This is a genomic window from Isoptericola sp. F-RaC21 (assembly GCF_038593535.1).
Taxonomy (GTDB): domain Bacteria; phylum Actinomycetota; class Actinomycetes; order Actinomycetales; family Cellulomonadaceae; genus Isoptericola.
The window spans coordinates 790757-812705 of record NZ_JBCFYX010000001.1; the positions used below are offsets into that span (position 1 = coordinate 790757).

The 21949-nt window shown below is 74.6% G+C and carries 23 protein-coding genes; 19 read left to right on the forward strand and 4 right to left on the reverse strand.

The window, feature by feature from the left end:
- Nucleotides 1–12: 12 nt before the first annotated feature.
- On the forward strand, nucleotides 13–366 hold the full coding sequence (locus tag AAG589_RS03665) for an iron chaperone (protein ID WP_430565877.1): 354 nt from the start codon (nucleotides 13–15) through the stop codon (nucleotides 364–366).
- Nucleotides 367–400: 34 nt separating this feature from the next.
- Here AAG589_RS03665 and AAG589_RS03670 read toward each other — a convergent pair whose 3' ends face one another.
- Genes AAG589_RS03670 through AAG589_RS03680 form a run of 3 tightly spaced genes read right to left on the reverse strand, consistent with a single transcriptional unit; the run spans nucleotide 401 to nucleotide 4228 of the window.
- The gene (locus tag AAG589_RS03670) at nucleotides 401–1816 is read right to left on the reverse strand and encodes an FAD-binding oxidoreductase (protein ID WP_430565878.1); all 1416 of its coding nucleotides are present in this window, start codon (nucleotides 1814–1816) and stop codon (nucleotides 401–403) included.
- 43 nt (nucleotides 1817–1859) lie between these two features.
- Nucleotides 1860–3221 carry an MFS transporter gene (locus AAG589_RS03675; protein ID WP_430565879.1) on the reverse strand — a complete coding sequence of 454 codons (1362 nt, stop codon included), beginning with the start codon at nucleotides 3219–3221 and terminating at the stop codon, nucleotides 1860–1862.
- The gene (locus AAG589_RS03680) at nucleotides 3218–4228 is read right to left on the reverse strand and encodes an alcohol dehydrogenase catalytic domain-containing protein (RefSeq protein WP_430565880.1); all 1011 of its coding nucleotides are present in this window, start codon (nucleotides 4226–4228) and stop codon (nucleotides 3218–3220) included. Before AAG589_RS03680 ends, AAG589_RS03675 begins: the two co-directional genes overlap by 4 nt.
- Before the next feature lie 73 nt (nucleotides 4229–4301).
- Between AAG589_RS03680 and soxR the strand changes: the two genes are divergently transcribed.
- The 13 genes from soxR to pyrF all read left to right on the forward strand — a co-directional run bounded on the left by soxR (nucleotide 4302) and on the right by pyrF (nucleotide 16814).
- Nucleotides 4302–4781, forward strand: coding sequence for a redox-sensitive transcriptional activator SoxR (gene soxR / locus AAG589_RS03685; protein ID WP_430565881.1), 480 nt, complete (start codon nucleotides 4302–4304; stop codon nucleotides 4779–4781).
- Between the two features lie 68 nt (nucleotides 4782–4849).
- Nucleotides 4850–5296 (forward strand): type II 3-dehydroquinate dehydratase, encoded by a 447-nt coding sequence (locus tag AAG589_RS03690; RefSeq protein WP_430565882.1) that lies wholly within the window; start codon nucleotides 4850–4852, stop codon nucleotides 5294–5296.
- Between the two features lie 84 nt (nucleotides 5297–5380).
- Nucleotides 5381–6100 (forward strand): hypothetical protein, encoded by a 720-nt coding sequence (locus AAG589_RS03695; protein ID WP_430565883.1) that lies wholly within the window; start codon nucleotides 5381–5383, stop codon nucleotides 6098–6100.
- Complete coding sequence (locus AAG589_RS03700) at nucleotides 6097–6474, forward strand: hypothetical protein (protein WP_430565884.1); 378 nt, start codon at nucleotides 6097–6099, stop codon at nucleotides 6472–6474. Before AAG589_RS03695 ends, AAG589_RS03700 begins: the two co-directional genes overlap by 4 nt.
- A gap of 95 nt (nucleotides 6475–6569) precedes the next feature.
- Complete coding sequence (gene efp, locus AAG589_RS03705; RefSeq protein WP_430565885.1) at nucleotides 6570–7133, forward strand: elongation factor P; 564 nt, start codon at nucleotides 6570–6572, stop codon at nucleotides 7131–7133.
- Nucleotides 7134–7148: 15 nt separating this feature from the next.
- Entirely contained in the window at nucleotides 7149–7565 is a 417-nt protein-coding gene (nusB, locus tag AAG589_RS03710) for a transcription antitermination factor NusB (protein ID WP_430565886.1), read from the forward strand.
- Nucleotides 7566–7775: 210 nt separating this feature from the next.
- Nucleotides 7776–8405: a bifunctional pyr operon transcriptional regulator/uracil phosphoribosyltransferase PyrR gene (gene pyrR, locus AAG589_RS03715; protein WP_446719668.1), complete on the forward strand. Its 630-nt coding sequence runs from the start codon at nucleotides 7776–7778 to the stop codon at nucleotides 8403–8405.
- Complete coding sequence (locus AAG589_RS03720) at nucleotides 8402–9409, forward strand: aspartate carbamoyltransferase catalytic subunit (protein ID WP_430565887.1); 1008 nt, start codon at nucleotides 8402–8404, stop codon at nucleotides 9407–9409. Before pyrR ends, AAG589_RS03720 begins: the two co-directional genes overlap by 4 nt.
- Nucleotides 9406–10752: a dihydroorotase gene (locus AAG589_RS03725; protein ID WP_430565888.1), complete on the forward strand. Its 1347-nt coding sequence runs from the start codon at nucleotides 9406–9408 to the stop codon at nucleotides 10750–10752. Before AAG589_RS03720 ends, AAG589_RS03725 begins: the two co-directional genes overlap by 4 nt.
- Nucleotides 10749–11291 carry a PH-like domain-containing protein gene (locus AAG589_RS03730; RefSeq protein ID WP_430565889.1) on the forward strand — a complete coding sequence of 181 codons (543 nt, stop codon included), beginning with the start codon at nucleotides 10749–10751 and terminating at the stop codon, nucleotides 11289–11291. The genes AAG589_RS03725 and AAG589_RS03730 overlap by 4 nt, the downstream gene beginning before the upstream one ends.
- Nucleotides 11288–12586, forward strand: coding sequence for a glutamine-hydrolyzing carbamoyl-phosphate synthase small subunit (carA, locus tag AAG589_RS03735; protein ID WP_430565890.1), 1299 nt, complete (start codon nucleotides 11288–11290; stop codon nucleotides 12584–12586). Before AAG589_RS03730 ends, carA begins: the two co-directional genes overlap by 4 nt.
- Nucleotides 12586–15960 carry a carbamoyl-phosphate synthase large subunit gene (gene carB, locus AAG589_RS03740; RefSeq protein WP_430565891.1) on the forward strand — a complete coding sequence of 1125 codons (3375 nt, stop codon included), beginning with the start codon at nucleotides 12586–12588 and terminating at the stop codon, nucleotides 15958–15960. The genes carA and carB overlap by 1 nt, the downstream gene beginning before the upstream one ends.
- A complete protein-coding gene (pyrF, locus tag AAG589_RS03745; protein ID WP_430565892.1) occupies nucleotides 15957–16814 on the forward strand; it encodes an orotidine-5'-phosphate decarboxylase in 858 nt (285 codons plus the stop codon). Before carB ends, pyrF begins: the two co-directional genes overlap by 4 nt.
- Nucleotides 16815–16881: 67 nt before the next feature.
- Here the strand turns inward: pyrF and AAG589_RS03750 are convergent, their stop codons facing one another.
- A complete protein-coding gene (locus tag AAG589_RS03750; RefSeq protein WP_430565893.1) occupies nucleotides 16882–17670 on the reverse strand; it encodes a class I SAM-dependent DNA methyltransferase in 789 nt (262 codons plus the stop codon).
- A 207-nt stretch (nucleotides 17671–17877) separates the two neighbouring features.
- Between AAG589_RS03750 and mihF the strand changes: the two genes are divergently transcribed.
- The 5 genes from mihF (at nucleotide 17878) to metK (ending at nucleotide 21918) form a co-directional block, all read left to right on the forward strand.
- Nucleotides 17878–18189 carry an integration host factor, actinobacterial type gene (gene mihF, locus AAG589_RS03755; RefSeq protein ID WP_380323750.1) on the forward strand — a complete coding sequence of 104 codons (312 nt, stop codon included), beginning with the start codon at nucleotides 17878–17880 and terminating at the stop codon, nucleotides 18187–18189.
- 103 nt (nucleotides 18190–18292) lie between these two features.
- Nucleotides 18293–18871 (forward strand): guanylate kinase, encoded by a 579-nt coding sequence (gmk, locus tag AAG589_RS03760; protein WP_430566224.1) that lies wholly within the window; start codon nucleotides 18293–18295, stop codon nucleotides 18869–18871.
- A gap of 115 nt (nucleotides 18872–18986) precedes the next feature.
- Nucleotides 18987–19304 carry a DNA-directed RNA polymerase subunit omega gene (rpoZ, locus tag AAG589_RS03765; protein ID WP_430565894.1) on the forward strand — a complete coding sequence of 106 codons (318 nt, stop codon included), beginning with the start codon at nucleotides 18987–18989 and terminating at the stop codon, nucleotides 19302–19304.
- A 66-nt stretch (nucleotides 19305–19370) separates the two neighbouring features.
- Nucleotides 19371–20624: a bifunctional phosphopantothenoylcysteine decarboxylase/phosphopantothenate--cysteine ligase CoaBC gene (gene coaBC, locus AAG589_RS03770; protein WP_430565895.1), complete on the forward strand. Its 1254-nt coding sequence runs from the start codon at nucleotides 19371–19373 to the stop codon at nucleotides 20622–20624.
- A 76-nt stretch (nucleotides 20625–20700) separates the two neighbouring features.
- Nucleotides 20701–21918, forward strand: a complete 1218-nt coding sequence (gene metK / locus AAG589_RS03775) for a methionine adenosyltransferase (protein ID WP_430565896.1) — start codon at nucleotides 20701–20703, stop codon at nucleotides 21916–21918.
- The last annotated feature ends 31 nt before the right edge of the window (nucleotides 21919–21949 follow it).

Sequence of the window (21949 nt, forward strand, 5' to 3'; positions counted from 1 at the left end):
CACGATGGGCCCGTGGGAGACGTCGAGGACTACCTGACCACCCTGTCCGGACCCGAGCACGACGCCGTGGCGCGCGTGTACGCCCGTGCCCGCGCGCTCGTGCCCGACGCCGACGAGGGCCGCAGCTACGGCATGCCGGCCCTGCGCTACCGCGGCAGCCCGCTGGTGAGCGCCATGGTGACGCGCACGCACGTCGGCCTCTACCCGTTCAGCCCCGACGTGGTCGCGGCGCTCGCGGGCGACCTGGCGGAGTTCCGCACCACCAAGGGGTCCGTCTCCTTCCAGCCGGACGCGCCGCTGCCGGACGACGTCGTCGACCGGCTCGTGCTCGCCCGGCGCGACGAGATCGACGCGCGGTCGCGCTGACCTGCTCGGTCGCCGGCGGCCCACCTGGCGTCTGCTACGCCGGCGGCACGTTGACGTTGCCGCGGAACACGTTCTGGGGGTCGTAGCGGCGCTTGACGTCGAGCAGGCGGTCCCAGGTCGCGCCGGGGTAGGCCGCGCGCGCGACGTCGAGCCCGCCGTCGACGCTGAAGTTCACGTACGCGCCGTCCGCGCCGCGCAGGCGGGCGGCGAGCGCGTCCACCCAGGGCGTGTACCCGGCGGCGGTGGCAGCGTCGGGGGCGACCGCCGCGACGTTGCCGATCACCCGCGCCGCGCGGTGGGCGTACGCCGTGGCGTCCGCGGGGACGTCGGCCACCGCGCCCCCGAGCACGCGCAGCTGCGCCGCGCGCATCATCGCGTCGGAGCCCTCCAGCTGCTCCAGCAGGTGCGTCGCCGCGGCCTCGTCGAGCCCGTCCGCGAAGAACGTGCGGCCCGTGGCGACGACCGGCCCGCCCTGGGGACCGCCTTCCAGCAGGCTGGGGTACGGCGCGGTCCGCAGGCCGTCGAGCAGCGCGCCGCCCGCACGGGCGGCGACGTCGCGCAAGGGTGCGAGGGCGGCGTCCGCCTCGTCGAGAGGGCCCGACCAGCAGGCGTTCGCCATCACGACGAGGCGACCGTGCCAGTCCGCCGGGATCATCGGCATCGGCGGCGCCGGCATGACCATGACGACCATCGTGAGGCCCGGGGGCGCCGCGTCCGCCGCCGCGACCACCCCGGCGACCGCCTCGGGCGTCGCGGGCATCAGCAGCACCCCGCCGACCACCTGCGACACCTCGTGCAGGGCGAACCGGAACCGGGTCACGACGCCGAAGTTGCCGCCGCCGCCGCGCAGCGCCCAGAACAGGTCGGGCTCGTGGTCGGCGTCGGCGCGCACCACCTCGCCGTCGGCCGTGACGACCTCGGCGCCGAGCAGGCTGTCGATGGTCATGCCGAGGGACCGGGACAGCAGCCCGACGCCCCCGCCCAGCGTGATGCCGCCGACGCCCACCGTGCCGGTGTCGCCGAACGGCGTCGCGAGTCCGTGCTCGCCGGCGGCGCGCGAGTACGCGCCCGCGGTGATCCCGCCGCCGGCCCACGCGGTCCGGCCGCCGACGTCGATCTCGACGCCGTCCAGGCCGCGCAGGTCGAGCGTCAGCGCGCCGTCGGCGGAGCCGAGCCCGAACACCGAGTGCCCGCCCGAGCGGACGGAGACCTCGGCGCCGGCGTCGCGCGCGAGGCGCACGGCACGGGCGACCGCGTCGGTGTCGGCGGGGCGGACGACGGCCGCCGGCCGCTGCTCGACGCCGCCGGGCTCGATCGCCCGGGCCGCGCCGTAGTCGTCGTCATCGGGGGCGACGACGGGCGTGGTGGCGCCGAGAGCCGCCCTGAGTGCGGCCGCGGAGAGCGCAGGCGTCGGGGCAGGGGTGGTGGGGGGATTCGTGGGGTGGGACATCGGGGCTCCTCGTCGGGGGACGACCGTGCGGGGTGGGGTGCACTCAGGAGGACCGTGCGGGGGCCGCGTCCTCATCGGCAGCATCCCGTACACCCGACGGGAAGTCGACGGAATTCGTGACACCGACGGCCCCCCGGGCCGCGCCGGCGATGCCGGTGCGGCGCGGGCGCGTGCGGCCCGCGAGCACCGTCGCAACCAGAGCGAGCGCCGCCGCCAGGCCGAGGCACACCGCGTACGCGGCCGCCCCCACCCGGTCGTGCAGCGCCCACAGCAGAGCGCCGGTGCCCGCGAGCGCCAGTGCGGAGGCGACGGCGTCGGCCACCTGGAGCGCCGACATCGAGACCCCCTGCGCCGACGGCGGCGCGAGGTCCAGCACGAGGAGGTTGAGCGTGGGGTACGACAGGCCCATGCCGAGCCCGCTGAGCACCCAGGGGGCGGCGGCCGCCGCCAAGGGCACCCCCGGCGCCGCGAGGAGCGCGACACCCGCCGTGCCCAGCACGAGCGACGCGCCCCCGACGCGCAGGTAGCCGGCGTGCGACAGCCCGCGCACACCGCGTCCCCGCACCCACGACCCGGCCGACCAGCCGAGGACGCTCAGGGTGAGGACGGCGCCGGCGAAGGCCGGGGGCAGGCCGCGCTCCCGGGTGAGGGCCAGCGGGAGCAGCACCTCCGCGCCGACGAACGCCGCCGCCACCAGCGCACGGACCAGCACGACCGTGCCCAGCCCGCGCGACCCGCGCAGCACCGCCCGCGCGACGGGACGCCAGGCCGCGCCCGGGCCCGACCCCGCACCGCGATCCGGCGCGACCTCGCCGGCCGAGGCGCGTGCGCCCCGGGCCGCGGCCAGGCCCGGGCGGAGCGCGAGCAGCGCCGGGACCGCCAGCACCGGCACGGCGAGGAACACCCACCGCCACCCGAGGTACTGCGTCACCGCCCCGGCGAGCAGCGGCCCCACCACTCCGGGCACCACCCAGGCCGCCGCGAACCACGCGAAGACCTTCGCCCGCCGCTCCTCGGGGAACACGCGCGCCACGAGCACGAACAGCGCCACCCCCTCGAGACCCGTGCCCGCGCCCTGCAGCGTGCGGCCGGCGAGCAGCACCGGCATGGTCGGCGCGAGCCCCGCCACCACCAGCCCCGTGAGGAACAGCGCGATGCCCGCCCACAGCGGCGGCGTCGGCCCGTGCCGGTCCGTCCACGGGCCGGCGACGAGCATCCCCGCCACCCCCGCGGCGGACGACGCCGCGAACGCGAGCGTGTACAGGCGCAGGCCGTCCAGCTCGGCCGCCACGGTCGGCATCGCCGTCGAGACCGCCAGGGACTCGAACGCCCCCAGCGCGACGTACGCGACCATGCCGACCAGCACCGTGCGCTGCGCGCACGGGTCGAGCAGGATGCCGGTCACCCGAGGACCACCTTCCCGACCGTGCGGCGCTCCTCCAGCTCCCGGTGCGCCCGCGCCGCCTCCGCGAAGGCGACCCGGTGGGTGAGCACGCGCCAGGCGCCCGACGCGGCCCGCTCCAGTGCACGCCGCTGGTAGGCGCGCAGGTCCCCGAACGCCGGCGCGCCCGGGCCGACGACCGGCCGCACCTCGACGGGGTCGCCCGCCGGGGTGACGGCGCTCGCGGCCACGGGGTTCGGGCTCCCGGAGGCCCAGCCCTGCACGACCAGCCGGCCGCCGGCCCCGAGCAGCGCGGCCGCCTCGCCGCCGAGGTCGCCGCCCACGCCGTCGATCAGCACCGACGCGGTCGCGGCGCGCAGACGCCCGAGCGCGCGCCGCGCGTCTGCGGGCCAGCCGTCCGCGGACACGTCGACGACGGCGAGCCGCTGCCCGGCGTCGGGCAGGAGCCCGCGCACCGCCCGGACCTTCCGCGCGCCACCGGCCAGGGCGAGGACCCGCGCGCCGGCCCCGATCGCCGACTGCACGAACAGGGAGCCGAGCCCGCCGGCCGCGGCCGTGACCACCACGACGTCGTCCGGGCGGAGCTGCGCGACCTCCAGCGTCATGAGCGCCATCCGGCCCGTGCCGATCATCGCGACGGCGTCCGCGAGGTCGAGCCGGTCGGGCAGGCGGTGCAGCGCCTCGACGGGCGCGACGGCGAGCCGCGCATACCCACCGCCGTCCGGGGTGGCGCCGAGGTGGGCGGCGACCCGTGCCCCGCGCCAGCCCTCCTCGACGTCGGGGCCGACGGCGACCACCGTCCCCGCGACCTCCCGCCCGGGGATCGCGGGCAGGTGCGGTGCCGGCAGCGGGCCGGAGGACTTTCCCCGGCGCAGGGTGGTGTCCAGGAGGTGCACGCCGTGCACGCGCGCGGCGACGAGGACCTCGCCCGATCCGGGCACGGGGTCGGGGACCTGCTCGAGGACGAGGGTCTCGGGCGGGCCGTAGGTGTGGTGTCGGATGGCGTCCATGCGGCCATGCTGTGACCTGAACTATGGTTGAGGTCAAGGGTCGCAGAGCCGCCGCACGGGAAGGACGTCGATCGTGCCGGAGCACGCCACCGAAAAGGTCCCGTGGGACCACGTCGAGCTGACCGTCGGCGAGGTGGCCGCGCGCAGCGGCGTCGCCGTCTCCGCCCTGCACTTCTACGAGCGGCGCGGTCTGATCGCCAGCCGTCGTACGTCGGGCAACCAGCGCCGCTATCGGCGTGACGTCCTGCGCCGGGTCTCCTTCATCCGCGTCTCCCAGCGCGTGGGCATCCCGCTGGCGCGCATCGCGGAGGCCCTCGACACGCTGCCCGCCGACCGTGCCCCGAACGTCCGGGACTGGGAGCGGTTGTCGAAGGCCTGGCGCGCGGACCTCGACGCGCGCATCGAGCAGCTCGAGCGCCTGCGCGACGACCTCACCGACTGCATCGGCTGCGGCTGCCTGTCCCTGAGCCGGTGCGTGCTCGCCAACCCGCGCGACGCGCTCGGCGACGACGGCCCCGGCCCGCGGCGGCTGCTCGTCGACGAGCCGGAGTGACCGGTCGGAGGGCGGCGCGGTCACGGACGGCCCGGACGGCGGTCGCGATGCCGCCGTACCCTCGGGCCATGACTCACGTCCTCGTCCTCAACGGTCCCAACCTCGGTCGGCTCGGCGTGCGCGAGCCGGAGATCTACGGTCATGCGTCCATGGCCGACCTCGAGCGGGAGGCCGCGGTCTGGGGGAGCGAGCTGGGCGTCACCGTGGACGTGCGCCAGACGGACGACGAGTCCGAGCTGGTGGGCTGGCTGCACGAGGCGGTGGACTCGCGCGCGCACGTGGTGCTCAACCCCGCCGCCTTCACGCACTACAGCTACGCGCTGCGCGACGCCGCCGCCCAGGTGACGACGTCCGGGCTGCTGCTCGTCGAGGTGCACCTGTCGAACCCCGCCTCGCGCGAGTCGTTCCGGCACTACTCCGTGGTGGCGGGCATCGCGACGGGGACGATCGCGGGCTTCGGCTTCGACTCGTACCGGCTGGCCCTCGGCGCCCTCGCGCACAAGCTCCAGTCCTGAAGCGTCCCGGATCAGGGACACAGCCTTGAGCTCTCCCAAGGTGTGAGGCTTGTCGATGCATGCACAAGGTCCTAGCCTTGAACGATGATCGTCCTGACTGCGGACCAGCGGGGCAGCACCCGGGGGCCCGACCGCGTGCCCGAGGCCCTCGCGCTCGTCGGCGCGCGGTCGAGCGGGAGGCCCGGCGTCGTGCTGCCGTTCGACCGGACGGTCGGGGACGAGCTGCAGGGCGTGCTGGCCGCGGACGACGACGGCGCCGCGCTGGCCGTGGACCTCGTCCTCGACCTGGTGCGCGACGGCGGCTGGTCGGTCGGCGTCGGGCTCGGCGCCGTCGACCGGCCGCTGCCGGAGGTGTCGCGCGCGGCGTCCGGCCCGGCGTTCGTCCGGGCACGGACGGCCGTCGACCGGGCGAAGCGGCGCGGTCGCGGCAGCGTGCCCCTGGCCGTCGTGGGGCCGGACGAGGAACCGCGCGCGACCGTCGCCGCGGACGCGCAGGCGCTCCTGCACCTGCTCGGGGCCGTCGTCGCGCGCCGTTCCGCGGCAGGGTGGGAGGCCGTCGACACGCTCGTCGCGCAGCGGGGCCCGGCGCCGCAGCGGGCCTCGGCCGCGGCACTGGGGGTCAGCGAGCAGGCGGTGAGCCAACGGCTGCGCGCGGCGCTGTGGGCCGAGGACGCGGCCGCCCGGCCGCTGGCGGCGCGCCTGCTGCGGGCGGCGGGCGCCGACCCGGACGATGGCCCGGACGACTCCGGCCGGGACGACGACCCGGACGGCACGGACGGGGCAGGGGAGGGGAGCGCGCGGTGAGCTTCGGAGCTGTGGCGGCGGACGTCGCGGTCTGGGTCGTGGGCCTGGCGGCCAGCGTGGGCGGCGGGGCCTGGCTCGTGCCCTGGGTGCTGCGGCACGCCGAGCGGGAACCGCAGGCGGCGGCCGAGGCGGTCGCGGTGCTGCGCGGCGGCACCTGGATCGGGCTGCTCGAGCGGCTGTGCGTCACGGGCTCGCTGCTGGCCGGCTACCCGGAGGGTGTGGCCGTGGTGGTCGCGGTCAAGGGGCTCGGCAGGTTCCCCGAGCTGCGCGAGCACCCCGTCGCGAGCGAGCGGTTCGTCGTCGGCACGCTGGCGTCGCTCGCGTGGTCCGCGGCGCTCGGCATCGCGGGGCACGTGCTGCTGGTGGGGCTGTAGACGCGCTGTAGAATGTCTCGGGCCCTCTGCGGCCCGGAACGTCGACATCTGCACGTCATCCGCTCAGCACCCGACCCCGAGGACGAACAAGAAACGTGGCTACCTCCAACGACATCAAGAACGGCACCGTGCTCCGCATCGACGGTCAGCTCTGGACGATCATCGAGTTCCAGCACGTCAAGCCGGGCAAGGGTGGCGCGTTCGTCCGCACCAAGATGAAGAACGTCCTGTCGGGCAAGGTCGTCGACAAGACCTTCAACGCGGGCACCAAGGTCGAGACCGCGAACGTGGACCGCCGCGACTTCCAGTACCTGTACATGGACGGCGCCGACTACGTCTTCATGGACACCGACACCTACGACCAGATCACCGTGCCCGGCGCCACCGTCGGCGACGCGGCGAACTACATGCTCGAGGGCATGAACATCATGGTCGCGTCGAACGACGGCACGCCGCTGTACGTCGAGCTGCCCTCGTCCGTGGTCCTCGAGATCACGTACACGGAGCCCGGCCTGCAGGGCGACCGCTCCACCGGCGGCACCAAGCCCGCCACGCTCGAGACGGGCGCGGAGATCCAGGTCCCGCTGTTCCTCGAGCAGGGCACCAAGGTCAAGGTCGACACGCGTGACGGGTCGTACCTGGGCCGCGTGAACGACTGACGGGCGCCTGCTGACATGGGCGCACGGACCAAGGCGCGCAAGCGCGCCGTCGACATCCTCTTCGAGGCGGAGCAGCGCGGGCTGGACCCGCAGGTGCTGGTCGCCGACCGCGTGATCGAGCCGCACACCGAGGCGGCGGTGCCGCAGTACACGGTCGACCTCGTCGAGGGCGTCGCCGCCCACCGCGAGCGCATCGACGAGCTGCTGGCCACCTACTCGCAGGGCTGGACGGTGGACCGCATGCCCGCGGTCGACCGGGCGCTGCTGCGGATCGGCACCTGGGAGCTGCTCTACAACGACGACGTCCCCGACGCCGTCGCCGTGGACGAGGCGGTCGACCTCGCCGGGCAGCTCTCGACGGACGACTCGCCGTCGTTCGTCAACGGCCTGCTGGGCCGGCTCGTCGACATCAAGCCGACGCTGCTGATCTGAGATCCCTCGATCGCCGAACAGGCGGTTGCGCACGCTCTCGGGACCGAGAGTGTGCGCAACCGCCTGTTCGGCGTTGTGGGGGCGTGTGACGCACGCCGCGCCCGCATCGTGGGCACGCCCACGGGCCGCCCGCCGTCGAAGGGATAGGGTGGAGGCCGTCAGAACGACACCCTTTAACACCGTCCCGTGAGGCGGAGAAGGAGGTCGCCAGTGACTGCTGGCACCGGCATGCCCGGAACACCCGAACCGCGCGACGTCCCCGAGGGGACCGTCGTGCTCGGCGCGAGCGACGTCGCCCGTGCCCTCACCCGCATCGCGCACGAGATCGTCGAGCGCGCCAAGGGGGCCCAGGACGTCGTCCTGCTCGGCATCCCGACCCGCGGGGTCACCCTCGCCGCGCGCCTCGCGCAGCGGCTCGCGAGCATCGACCCCGCCTTCGACCCCGAGCGCGACCTCGGCGAGCTCGACGTCACCATGTACCGCGACGACCTGCGCCGGCAGCCCACCCGCGCGGTCGGCGTCACCCGGCTGCCGGCGGCCGGGATCGAGGGCAAGACGGTCGTCCTCGTCGACGACGTCCTCTTCTCCGGCCGCACCATCCGGGCCGCCCTCGACGCCATCGGCGACCTCGGCCGCCCGCAGGCGGTCCGGCTCGCGTGCCTCGTGGACCGCGGCCACCGCGAGCTGCCGATCCGCCCCGACTTCGTCGGCAAGAACCTCCCCACGGCCCAGACGGAGCGCGTGCGCGTCCTGCTCGCCGAGGTCGACGGCACGGACGCCGTGGTGATCAGCGGTCGCGAGCCGGGCGCCGTCCTCCCGGGCGAAGGGAGCGACCGATGAGGCACCTGCTCTCCACCGCCGACCTGGCCAAGGACGAGGCGATCGAGCTCCTGGACACCGCCGCGCAGATGGCCGCGACGCAGTCCCGCGAGATCAAGAAGCTGCCGACGCTGCGCGGCCGCACCGTGGTGAACCTCTTCTTCGAGGACTCCACCCGCACCCGCATCTCGTTCGAGACGGCCGCCAAGCGGCTGTCCGCCGACGTCATCAACTTCTCGGCCAAGGGGTCGAGCGTCTCGAAGGGCGAGTCGCTCAAGGACACGGCGCTCACCCTGCACGCCATGGGGGCCGACGCCGTCGTCGTGCGGCACTGGGCCTCGGGGGCCCCGTACCAGCTCGCGCACGCGGGCTGGCTCGACGCCGCCGTGCTCAACGCCGGCGACGGCACCCACATGCACCCCACGCAGGCGCTGCTCGACGCCTACACGATCCGCCGGCACCTCGGCGGTCACGGGGGCGGCCTGCGCCGCGGCGGGGACGACGGCGTCGGGGCCGACCTCGCGGGCGTCAAGGTCGCGATCGTGGGCGACGTCCTGCACTCGCGCGTCGCCCGCGCCAACGTGTGGCTGCTGCGCACGCTCGGCGCGGAGGTGACGCTCGTCGCGCCGCCCACGCTCCTGCCCGTCGGCGTCGAGGCCTGGCCGTGCCGCACGTCCTACGACCTGGACGCCACCCTCGCCGACTGGCAGCCCGACGCCGTGATGATGCTGCGGGTGCAGCGCGAGCGGATGTCCGGGGGAGCGGGCGCCTTCTTCCCGAGCCCGCTGGAGTACACCCGCTACTTCGGCCTCGACGGCCGCCGCCTCGCCGTGCTGCCGGAGCACTCGATCGTCATGCACCCCGGACCGATGAACCGCGGGCTGGAGATCTCCGCCGAGGCGGCCGACTCCGACCGGGCCGTCATCGTGGAGCAGGTCGCCAACGGCGTCGCCGTGCGCATGGCCTCGCTCTACCTGCTGCTGTCCGGCACCTCCACGTCCGCCACCGAAGGGACCGCCCTGTGACCACCACCTATGTGCTGCGCGGGGTCCGCCCCCTCGGCGGCGAGCCCGCCGACGTCGTCCTGGCGGGCGGCGTGATCGCCCAGGTCGCGGCCGCCGGTGCCGCGGACGTGCCCGCCGGCGACGACGTCGTGGAGATCGACGCCGACGGCCACGTGCTCCTGCCCGGCCTGGTCGACCTGCACACCCACCTGCGCGAGCCGGGCCGCGAGGACGCCGAGACCGTCGCGTCCGGCACGCGCGCCGCCGCGGTCGGCGGCTTCACCGCCGTGCACGCGATGGCGAACACGTCGCCGGTGGCCGACACGGCCGGCGTCGTCGAGCAGGTGTGGCGCCTGGGCCAGGAGGCGGGCTGGGTCGACGTGCACCCGGTCGGCGCCGTGACCGTCGGCCTGGGCGGCGAGCGACTCGCCGAGCTGGGCGCGATGGCCGACTCGGCCGCGCGCGTGCGGGTCTTCTCCGACGACGGCAAGTGCGTGCACGACCCGATCCTCATGCGCCGCGCGCTGGAGTATGTCAAGGCGTTCGACGGCGTCGTCGCTCAGCACGCGCAGGAGCCGCGCCTCACCGAGGGCGCCCAGATGAACGAGGGCGTGGTCTCCGCGGAGATCGGGCTGGCCGGCTGGCCCGCCGTCGCCGAGGAGGCGATCATCGCCCGCGACGTGCTGCTCGCCGAGCACGTCGGCTCGCGCCTCCACGTGTGCCACCTGTCGACGGCCGGCTCGGTGGAGATCGTGCGCTGGGCCAAGGGCCGCGGCATCGACGTCACCGCCGAGGTGACGCCGCACCACCTGGTCCTCACGGACGAGCTGGCGCGCACCTACGACCCCACGTACAAGGTGAACCCGCCGCTGCGCACCGCCGAGGACGTCGAGGCGGTGCGCGCCGGCCTCGCCGACGGCACCATCGACATCGTCGCCACCGACCACGCCCCGCACACCCGCGAGGACAAGGACTGCGAGTGGGGCGCCGCCGCGTTCGGCATGACCGGGCTCGAGACCGCCCTGTCGGTCGTGCAGCAGACCATGGTCGACACCGGCCGCCTCACCTGGGCCGACGTCGCGCGCGTCCTGTCCGCCAACCCGGCGCGGATCGGCCGGGTCGCCGACCACGGCCGGCCGGTCGAGGTGGGCGAGCCCGCCAACCTCACGCTGGTCGACCCGGCCGCCACCCGCACGGTCGACGGCGCCGCCCAGGCCACCGCGAGCGGCAACACGCCGTTCGCCGGGCGCGAGCTGCCGGGTCGCGTCGTGGCGACGTTCCTGCGCGGCCGCGCCACCGTGCTCGACGGCGAGCCCGTCGGGCATGCCGCTGCGCCGGCGATCGAGCGGGGTGGCGCACGATGAACCTGCCCATGCCCGTGGCGGTCGGGATCTGGGTCGTCATCGGCGTCCTGCTCCTGCTGGTGGTCCTCACCGGCCGCCGCCGCCTCGCCGCGCGCACGCGCGACACCGTGCCCGTGCCGCCCGCCGTGCCCGAGAATCTCGGCGCCCTGCGCCTGGGCCCGCTCGACGCCACCTACGTCTCCTCGACCCTCGCGGGGGACTGGCTGGCACGGGTCGGTGCCCACCACCTCGGTGACCGGTCCACCGCCCACGTGAGCGTGCACGACGCCGGCGTGCTGGTCGAGCGCGACGGCGCCCCCGGCGTGTTCGTGCCCGTCGCCGCCCTGCGCGGCGTCGGCCTCGCCCCGGGCATGGCCGGCAAGTACGTCGGCGCCGACGGCCTGGTCGTCGTCAGCTGGGAGGACCCGGCCCGCGACGACGTGCCCGCCGTCGGCCTCGACACCGGACTGCGCACCCGCCTCGAGCCCGACCGCTCCCGCCTGGTCGACGCCGTGCGCCACCTCATGACCTCCGCCCCCGCACCGAAGGACGAGCAGTGACCTCCAGCTCTCTCCCCAGCCCCACCACGAGCCCCGCCGCTCGCCCGGACGCCGCCGTCCTGGTCCTCGAGGACGGCACGGTCGCGCGCGGCCGCGCCTACGGCGCCCGGGGCGTCACGTTCGGCGAGATCGTCTTCTCCACCGGCATGACCGGCTACCAGGAGACCCTCACCGACCCCTCCTACCACCGGCAGATCGTCGTGATGACCGCCCCGCACGTCGGGAACACGGGCATCAACGACGAGGACCCGGAGTCGGGCAAGATCTGGGTCGCCGGCTACGTGCTGCGCGATCCCGCGCGCCGCGTCTCCTCCTGGCGCGCGGACCGCTCCCTGGAGGCGGAGCTCGCCGCGCAGGGCGTCGTCGGCATCAGCGACGTCGACACCCGCAAGCTCACCCGGCACCTGCGGGAGCTGGGCGTCATGCGCGCCGGGATCTTCTCCGGCGACGCGCTGGTGCGCGAGGTCGCCGGCGGCACGCTCGTCGAGCGGTCGGTGCCCGAGCTGGTCGCCGAGGTGCAGGCCTCCCCGCAGATGGCCGGCGCCAACCTCTCCCCGGAGGTGACCACGAGCGAGGCGTACGTGGTCGAGCCCGCGGGTGACTTCGCCGGCCAGGAGCCCCTCGCGACGGTCGTGGCGGTCGACCTCGGCATCAAGGCCATGACGCCGGCCCGGCTCGCCGAGCGCGGCGTGCGCGTGCACGTCGTGCCGCAGTCGGCGACCATCGCCGACGTCGAGGCGCTGCTGCCGACCGACGGCTCGCCCACCGGTGTGTTCTTCTCCAACGGCCCCGGCGACCCGTCGTCGGCCACGCACGAGATCGAGCTGCTGCGCGGCGTGCTCGACCGCGGCATCCCGTTCTTCGGCATCTGCTTCGGCAACCAGCTGCTCGGCCGCGCGCTCGGCTACGGCACCTACAAGCTCGGCTACGGCCACCGCGGCATCAACCAGCCGGTGATGGACCGCACCACGGGCAAGGTCGAGGTCACGGCGCACAACCACGGCTTCGCCGTCGACGCCCCGCTCGACGCCGTGTCGACGGCGCCCCACGACGCGGAGCGCACCGACGGCCGCGCCTACGGCCGGGTCGTCGTGTCCCACGTCGGCCTCAACGACCAGGTGGTCGAGGGGCTGACGGCGCTGGACGTGCCCGCCTTCTCCGTGCAGTACCACCCCGAGGCCGCCGCCGGACCCCACGACAGCGCCTACCTCTTCGACCGCTTCGTCGCGCTCATGACGAGCCGCGAGCCCGTGACCGTCCCCGCCGCCACGCTGGCCGCGCTGAAGGAGAACTGATGCCCCGCCGTTCCGACCTCTCCTCCGTCCTGGTCATCGGCTCCGGCCCGATCGTCATCGGCCAGGCCTGCGAGTTCGACTACTCCGGCACGCAGGCCTGCCGGGTGCTCAAGGAGGAGGGCCTGCGGGTCGTCCTCGTGAACTCGAACCCGGCCACGATCATGACCGACCCGGAGTTCGCCGACGCCACGTACGTCGAGCCGATCACCACCGAGGTGCTCACCTCGATCATCGCCAAGGAGCGCCCCGACGCGCTCCTGCCCACCCTGGGCGGCCAGACGGCGCTCAACGCCGCCATCGCCCTCGACGAGGCCGGCGTCCTGGAGCAGTACGACGTCGAGCTCATCGGCGCGAACATCCCCGCCATCCAGAAGGGCGAGGACCGTCAGCAGTTCAAGGACGTCGTCGCCAAGTGCGGGGGCGAGTCGGCCCGGTCGGTCATCGTGCACACGGTCGACGAGGCCGTCGCGGCGGCCGCCGACCTCGGCTACCCGATGGTCGTGCGCCCGTCCTTCACGATGGGCGGCCTCGGCTCCGGCTTCGCCTACGACGAGTCGGACCTGCGCCGCATCGTCGGCCAGGGCCTGCACTACTCGCCGACCACTGAGGTGCTCCTCGAGGAGTCCATCCTCGGCTGGAAGGAGTACGAGCTCGAGCTGATGCGTGACAAGGACGACAACGTCGTGGTCGTCTGCTCGATCGAGAACGTCGACCCGGTCGGCGTGCACACGGGCGACTCGGTCACCGTCGCCCCCGCGATGACGCTCACCGACCGCGAGTACCAGAAGCTGCGCGACATCGGCATCGCCGTCATCCGCGAGGTGGGCGTCGACACCGGCGGCTGCAACATCCAGTTCGCCGTCGACCCGGACACCGGGCGCGTCATCGTCATCGAGATGAACCCGCGCGTGTCGCGCTCGTCGGCCCTCGCCTCGAAGGCGACCGGCTTCCCGATCGCGAAGATCGCCGCCAAGCTCGCCGTGGGCTACACGCTCGACGAGATCCCGAACGACATCACGCGCGTCACCCCGGCCAGCTTCGAGCCCACGCTCGACTACGTGGTCGTCAAGGTGCCCCGGTTCGCGTTCGAGAAGTTCCCGGCCGCCGACCCCACGCTGACCACCACCATGAAGTCGGTCGGCGAGGCGATGGCCCTGGGCCGCAACTTCACCGAGGCGCTCGGCAAGGCGCTGCGGTCCATCGACAAGGGCGGCGTCGCGTTCCACTGGGACGGCGCCGCGCCGTCCGGGGCGGAGCTCGACCAGCTGCTCGCCGAGATCGTGCGGCCCACCGAGCACCGCATGGTCGGCGTGCAGCAGGCCCTGCGCGCCGTCGTCGCCGGGCACACGACGCTCGAGGCGGTGTTCGACGCCACCAAGATCGACCCCTGGTTCCTCGACCAGATCCTGCTGATGAACGAGGTCGCCGCCGAGGTCGCCGCGAGCCCCACGCTCACCGAGGACGTGCTGCGCCGCGCCAAGCGGCACGGCCTGTCCGACGTGCAGGTCGCGCGCCTGCGCGGCATGGGCCCGAACGGCGAGGCCACGGTCCGCGAGGTGCGGCACGCGCTGGGGGTGCGCCCGGTCTACAAGACGGTCGACACCTGCGCCGCCGAGTTCGCGGCCCGCACGCCGTACCACTACTCGTCCTACGACGAGGAGACCGAGGTGGCGCCCCGCGAGCGCGAGGCCGTCATCATCCTGGGCTCGGGCCCGAACCGGATCGGGCAGGGCATCGAGTTCGACTACTCGTGCGTGCACGCCGCCCTGACCCTGTCCGAGCGGTACGAGACCGTGATGGTCAACTGCAACCCCGAGACGGTCTCGACGGACTACGACACGTCCGACCGCCTCTACTTCGAGCCCCTCACCTTCGAGGACGTCCTCGAGGTCTACGAGGCCGAGCTCGCCGCCGGGCCGGTCAAGGGCGTCATCGTGCAGCTCGGCGGGCAGACGCCGCTCGCCCTCGCGCAGCGGCTCGCGGACGCCGGCGTGCCGATCCTCGGCACCTCGCCGGAGGCCATCGACGCCGCTGAGGACCGCGGCATCTTCGGCCAGGTGCTGCTCGACGCCGGCCTGCCGGCGCCCGCGTTCGGCACCGCCCGCTCCCTCGGCCAGGCCCGCGAGGTCGCCGAGACCATCGGCTACCCCGTGCTGGTGCGCCCGTCGTACGTGCTGGGCGGCCGCGGCATGGAGATCGTGTACTCCGAGGAGCAGCTCACCGAGTACGTCGAGCGGGCGCTCGAGGCCGCCGCGGCGGACGAGCGCACGGCTGGCGGCCTGCTCCCGGCGCCGCTGCTCATCGACCGCTTCCTCGACGACGCGATGGAGATCGACGTCGACGCGCTGTACGACGGCGAGGAGATGTTCCTCGGCGGCGTCATGGAGCACATCGAGGAGGCCGGCATCCACTCCGGCGACTCGGCCTGCGTGCTGCCGCCGGTGTCCCTGTCGACCGCCGAGATCGAGCGCATCCGCCGCTCGACGGAGGCGATCGCGAAGGGCGTGGGCGTGCGCGGCCTGCTCAACGTGCAGTACGCGCTCGTCTCGGACGTCCTCTACGTGCTCGAGGCGAACCCGCGCGCGTCGCGCACGGTGCCGTTCGTGTCCAAGGCGACGGGCACCTCGATGTCCAAGGCCGCGGCGCGGGTGATGGTCGGCGAGTCGATCGCCGAGCTGCGCGCGGCCGGCGTCCTGCCGGCCGAGGGCGACGGCGGCACGCTCGACCTCGGGGCGCCGCTGGCCGTCAAGGAGGCCGTGCTGCCCTTCAAGCGGTTCCGCACCGCGGAGGGTCAGGTCGTCGACACGGTGCTCGGCCCGGAGATGCGCTCCACCGGCGAGGTCATGGGCTTCGACAAGGACTTCCCGCACGCCTTCGCCAAGTCGCAGGCCGCCGCGTTCGGCGGGCTGCCCACCGCGGGCCGGGTGTTCGTGTCGGTCGCCGACCGCGACAAGCGCTCGATCATCTTCCCGGTGAAGCGGCTCGCCGAGCTGGGCTTCGAGGTGCTCGCCACCTCCGGCACGGCGCAGGTGCTGCGCCGCAACGGCATCGGCAGCACGGTGGTGCGGAAGTTCTCCGAGGGCCGCGGCGCCGACGGGGAGCCGACGATCGTCGACCTCATCACCGACGGCGAGGTGGACCTCGTGGTCAACTCGCCGTCCGGGCAGGGCGCGCGCGCCGACGGCTACGAGATCCGCGCCGCCACGACGGCGGCCGACAAGCCGATGATCACGACGGTGGACCAGCTCGCCGCGGCGGTGCAGGGCATCGAGGCGGTGCGCGGCGGCCCGTTCGACGTCGCGAGCCTGCAGGAGCACACGGCGGCGACGCGCGAGCGCCTCGGCCTCGTGGCGCCGGCGGGGGTGACGGCGTGAGCGCCGCGACCGTGCCGTTCGGCGCCCGCCTCGCCGCGGCGATGGACGCCCACGGCCCGCTGTGCGTGGGCATCGACCCGCACGCCTCGCTCCTGGGGGCCTGGGGGCTGGGCGACGACGCCGCCGGCGTGCGCGAGTTCGGGCTGCGCGTCGTGGACGCCCTCGGCGGGCGGGTCGCGGCGTTCAAGCCGCAGGCGGCGTTCTTCGAGCGGCACGGCTCCGCCGGGGTGGCCGCTCTGGAGGACGTCATCGCGGCGGCGCGGTCCGTGGGCACGCTGACGATCGTCGACGCCAAGCGCGGCGACATCGGCTCGACGATGGGCGCGTACGCGGACGCCTTCCTCGCGGACGGCTCCCCGCTCGCGGGCGACGCCGTGACGGTGTCGCCGTACCTCGGCTTCGGCTCGCTCGCGCCGGCCGCCGAGCTGGCCGCCCGCACCGGGCGGGGCATCTTCGTGCTGTGCCTCACCTCCAACAAGGAGGGCCACGAGGTGCAGCACGCCGTCGGGCCCGACGGCGTGAGCGTCGCGGCGTCGGTCGCCGCCCAGGCGGCCGTGCTGAACGCCGGGGCCGACCCGATGGGCTCGGTGGGTCTCGTCGTCGGCGCCACGGTCGGGGACGCCGCCCGGGAGACCGGGACGGACCTGGTCGCGGTGAACGGCCCGCTGCTCGCGCCGGGCGTGGGGGCGCAGGGCGCGGGGGAGCGGGAGCTCGCTGCGGTCTTCGGTGCCGCGCGCCGCCACGTGCTGGCGTCGTCCTCCCGCGGCGTCCTCGCCGCCGGCCCGGACGCCGACGGGCTGCGCCAGGCCGCGGCGGCCGCCGTCGCGGACGCGCGCGCCGCGCTGCGGGGCTGACCTCCGGGCACGGGCGAAGGGCCGCACCCACCGGTGCGGCCCTTCGCGCGTCTCGGGAACGGACCGGTCAGGGAGCGGGCGGCACCTGCCAGACGGACACGTGCCGCTCGCTCTCGGCGGTGAACGGCGCGCGGTCCCAGTCCTCCCAGCGGTGCACGAGCCGCATCCCGGCGATCCTCGCCATGAGGTCCAGCTCGGCCGGCCACACGTACCGGAACGGCAGCCACCGGAACCGGCCCGTGCCGTCGGGCCCGACGGTCACGTGGTTCGACGTGAACCGCTGGGTGACCACGTCGAGCCGGTCGAAGCCCACGTACCCGCCGCCGGCGTCGTCGGGCGCGACCGTGAACGGCACCGTGTCCTGGCCGGGCGGCATCCGCCGCAGGGGCGGCACCCCGACCTCGACCACGAAGTGCCCGCCGGGGCGCAGGTGGGCCGCCGCGGTGCGGAAGCAGTCCACCTGGCCGTCCTGCGTCGTGACGTTCCCGATCGTGTTGAGCACGAGGTAGGCGACGGCGAACTCGCCGGGCACGCGGGTGGTGGTCATGTCGCCAATCGTCACGGCCACCCGGTCGCCGCCGGGCTTGTCCGCGACGCGCGCCGCCATCGCGCGCGACAGCTCGATGCCGTGGGTGGGCACGCCGCGCAGCGCGAGCGGCGCGGCGACGCGGCCCGTGCCGACCGCGAGCTCGAGGGCGGCGCCGTCGCCCGCGAGGCCGGCGAGCACGTCGACGGTGCGGGCGACGACCGCCGGGTCGAACTCGCGGTCGCCGGACGTGTCGTAGGCGGCCGCGACGCTCTCCGGGAACCAGCCGTCCGCGGCGGCGTCCGGTGTCGTGATCGGGTCGGATGACATGCCCCGACGGTAGGTCGCGGGGCACGGGCGGGAGGAGGCATTTTCGCGCGGTCGCGCGACCTGCGACGATGCGCTGACCCGAATGCCGCTTTCCTCCCGGTCGGCGGGCGGTCGGACCTGCGCTACGGATTGCCGCCTTCGCAGGTCGTGGCTACTTTCGAGGGAGCAGTTCCCTCATCAGGCGGACCGACAGAGTAGGTGACTTGCGTGGCTCTCCCCCCTCTCACCCCGGAACAGCGTGCTGCGGCTCTCGAGAAGGCGGCCGAGGCTCGGCGCGTCCGCGCGGAGATCAAGAACCGGTTGAAGTACTCCCAGGGCTCTCTCAAGGACGTGATCGAGCAGGGGCAGAAGGACGACGTCGTGGGCAAGCTCAAGGTCGTCTCGCTGCTCGAGTCGCTCCCCGGGGTCGGTAAGGTGAAGGCCCGGGCGATCATGGAGGAGATCGGGATCGCCGAGACCCGCCGGGTCCGCGGCCTCGGGCCGCACCAGGCTTCGGCGCTCATCGAGAGGTTTGGCTGACATTTCCGCACCACCCGCCGGCCGTCCGGCACCGCAGGGAGCATCCGTCACCGCGCCCGTCGACGTCCCCGTCGGCGACGCCGCAGCATCGGAGCCGGCTCGACTGACCGTCCTCGCCGGCCCGACGGCGGTCGGCAAGGGCACCGTCTCGGCCGACGTCCGCGCGCGGTACCCGCAGGTGTGGTTGTCGGTGTCGGCGACGACGCGGCCCCCGCGTCCCGGCGAGGTGCACGGCGTGCACTACCTGTTCGTGTCGCCCGAGGAGTTCGACCGGATGGTCGCCGAGGGGCAGATGCTGGAGTGGGCCGTGGTGCACGGCAGGCACCGGTACGGCACGCCGCGCGGCCCGGTCGAGGAGCACCTCGCCGCCGGCGTGCCCACCCTGCTGGAGATCGACCTGCAGGGGGCGCGGCAGGTGCGCGAGGCCGTCGAGGCGATGGGTCTCGCCGCGCAGTTCGTGTTCCTCGCCCCGCCGAGCTTCGACGAGCTCGTGCGCCGCCTCGTAGGCCGGGGCACCGAGGACTCCGAGGAGCGCGAGCGGCGTCTGCGCACGGCCCGGACCGAGCTCGCCGCGGAGGCGGAGTTCGACGTGACGATCGTCAACGACGACGTCACGCACGCCACGGACCGGCTCGCGCGGGTGATGGGCGTGACGTCGGCCACGCGCCGGGTCGCGCTGTAGGCCACCGACTGCAGGTCAGCGCCCGAGCGCGGGTAGGATGGACCGCTGACCCCCCTGACATCGCGTCACCGCGGCCGTCAGCGAATCCGTCACCGAACTTTCTGGAGTGTGACCCATGGCCGGAACCGTGGCCCAGCCCATCGGCATCACCGACCCGCCCATCGACGAGCTCCTCGAGCGCACCGACTCGAAGTACGGCCTGGTGCTGTACGCGTCCCAGCGCGCCCGGCAGATCAACGCCTACTACTCGCAGCTCAACGAGGGCCTGCTCGAGAACGTGGGCCCGCTGGTCGAGACCCGCAACCAGGAGAAGCCGCTCTCCATCGCGATGCGCGAGATCAACCAGGGCCTGCTCACCTCCACGCCCGTCGAGGAGAAGCCCGAGGCCACCGCGGAGCCCGTCGCCGAGCCCGGCGACGAGATCACCTTCTGATCATCTTCTGACGGTCCGAGGCCGGTCGGCGACCGGTGTCACCCTGCGGCGACGAGGTAGCGCGCGATGAGGATCCTGCTCGGCGTCAGCGGCGGCATCGCCGCGTACAAGGCCGTGCTGCTGCTGCGGCTGCTGCGCGAGGAGGGGCACGCGGTCCGCGTGATCCCCACCGCGTCGGCGCTGCGCTTCGTGGGTGCCCCGACGTTCGAGGCGCTGTCCGGCGAGCCCGTCACCGACGAGGTCTTTGAGGACGTCGCGCACGTCCCGCACGTCGCGCTCGGGCAGGGCGCCGACCTCGTCGTCGTGGCGCCCGCCACGGCGGACCTGCTCGCCCGGGCCGCCGGGGGGCGGGCGGACGACCTGCTCACCTCGACGCTGCTGACCGCCCGCTGCCCGGTCGTGATGGCGCCCGCCATGCACACCGAGATGTGGGAGCACCCCGCCACCCGCGCGAACGTGGCGACGCTGCGCGAGCGCGGTGTGGTCGTGATCGAGCCGGCCAGCGGCCGCCTCACCGGCGCCGACACAGGCCCGGGTCGCCTCCCCGAGCCGGAGGAGATCGCCCGCGTCGCCCTCGCGGCCGTCTCGTCCGCCCGGTCCGACAGGCCGGTCGAGGACGACGCGCGGGACGACGACCTCGCGGGCCGCACCGTCGTCGTGTCCGCCGGGGGCACCCGGGAACCGATCGACCCGGTGCGCTTCATCGGCAACCGCTCCAGCGGCCGGCAGGGCGCCGCGCTCGCCGAGGCCGCCCGCGCCCGCGGCGCCGACGTCACGCTGGTGGCCGCCAACCTCGACGACGCCGTGTGCGAGGCCGCGCGGGCGGCGGGCGTCGCCGTCGTCCCCGTGGAGACCACGGCCGAGCTGCGCGACGCCGTGCGGGCGGGGGCGGCGGACGCGGACGTCGTCGTCATGGCCGCGGCCGTCGCGGACTTCCGCCCGGCCGACGTGCCGGACGCCAAGATCAAGAAGGTGCCGGGCACGGGCCCGGCGCCGATCGCCCTCGTGGAGAACCCGGACGTGCTGGCGGAGCTCGCGCACGACCGGCTGCGCCCCGGCCAGCTCGTCGTCGGCTTCGCGGCCGAGACGGGCGACGCCGAGGGGTCCGTGCTCGAGCACGGCCGCCGCAAGGCACGGCGCAAGGGCGCCGACCTGCTCGCGGTGAACGCGGTGGGCTCGGGGCGCGGCTTCGGGGCCGCCACCAACGCTGTGACGGTGCTCGACGGGAGCGGCGAGGTCGTGACCGAGGCCGCGGGGACCAAGCGCGAGGTCGCGGACGCGATCTGGGACGCTGCGAGCAAGGCCCTGTCCGCCATCTGAGATTCACCCCAGCATGTGAGACTTTTCCGGTCTCGGGGGCCTGGTGCGGCGAGCCGGTGCCCGTAGGCTGTCCGCCATGACCGATGCGCTGCGCCTCTTCACGTCCGAGTCCGTGACCGAGGGCCACCCGGACAAGGTGTGCGACCAGATCTCCGACGCCATCCTGGACGCGCTGCTCGCCCAGGACCCGCGCTCGCGCGTGGCGGTGGAGACGATGGTGACCACGGGACTCGTGCACGTGGCGGGCGAGGTCACCACCGACGCGTACGTGGAGATCCCGCAGATCGTGCGCGAGGTCGTGCGCCGCATCGGCTACACGTCGTCGGCGATCGGTTTCGACGGCGACTCCTGCGGCGTGTCGGTGTCGATCGGGCAGCAGTCGCCCGACATCGCGCAGGGTGTCGACAAGAGCCTCGAGGAGCGCGACGACGCCTCCGGACCGGGCCTCGACCGCGACCCCCTCGACGCGCAGGGCGCGGGCGACCAGGGCCTGATGTTCGGCTACGCCACGGACGAGACGCCGTCGCTGATGCCGCTGCCCATCTGGACGTCGCACCGGCTCGCCGAGCGGCTGTCCGCCGTGCGCCGGTCGGGCGAGCTGCCCGGGCTGCGCCCGGACGGAAAGACCCAGGTGACGGTCGCGTACGACGGCGACCGGCCGGTGCGGATCGACACCGTGGTGCTGTCCACCCAGCACGACGCCGACATCGTGCAGGAGAAGCTCCAGCGCGAGGTCGCCGACGTCGTCATCGCCCCGGTGCTGGACCAGGTGGCCCGGGAGACGGGCGTCGAGACGGCGGGCGCGCGCCTCATCGTCAACCCGACCGGCAAGTTCGTCGTCGGCGGTCCGCAGGGCGACGCGGGCCTCACCGGCCGCAAGATCATCGTCGACACGTACGGCGGCATGGCCCGCCACGGCGGCGGAGCGTTCTCCGGCAAGGACCCGTCGAAGGTGGACCGCTCCGCCGCGTACGCGATGCGGTGGGTGGCGAAGAACGTCGTCGCGGCCGGGCTGGCGCGCCGGTGCGAGGTGCAGGTCGCCTACGCGATCGGCAAGGCTCACCCGGTGGGTCTGTACGTCGAGACGTTCGGCACGGAGACGGCGCCCACCGAGCGCATCGCCGCCGCGATCGAGGCCGTCTTCGACCTGCGCCCCGCCGCGATCATCCGCGACCTCGACCTCCTGCGGCCGGTGTACGCGGCGACCGCCGCCTACGGGCACTTCGGGCGCGACCTGCCCGGGTTCACGTGGGAGCGCACGGACCGCGTCGACGCGCTGCGCGCCGCCGTCTGACGCCGTCCCGCTGGTCGAGCCTGTCGAGACC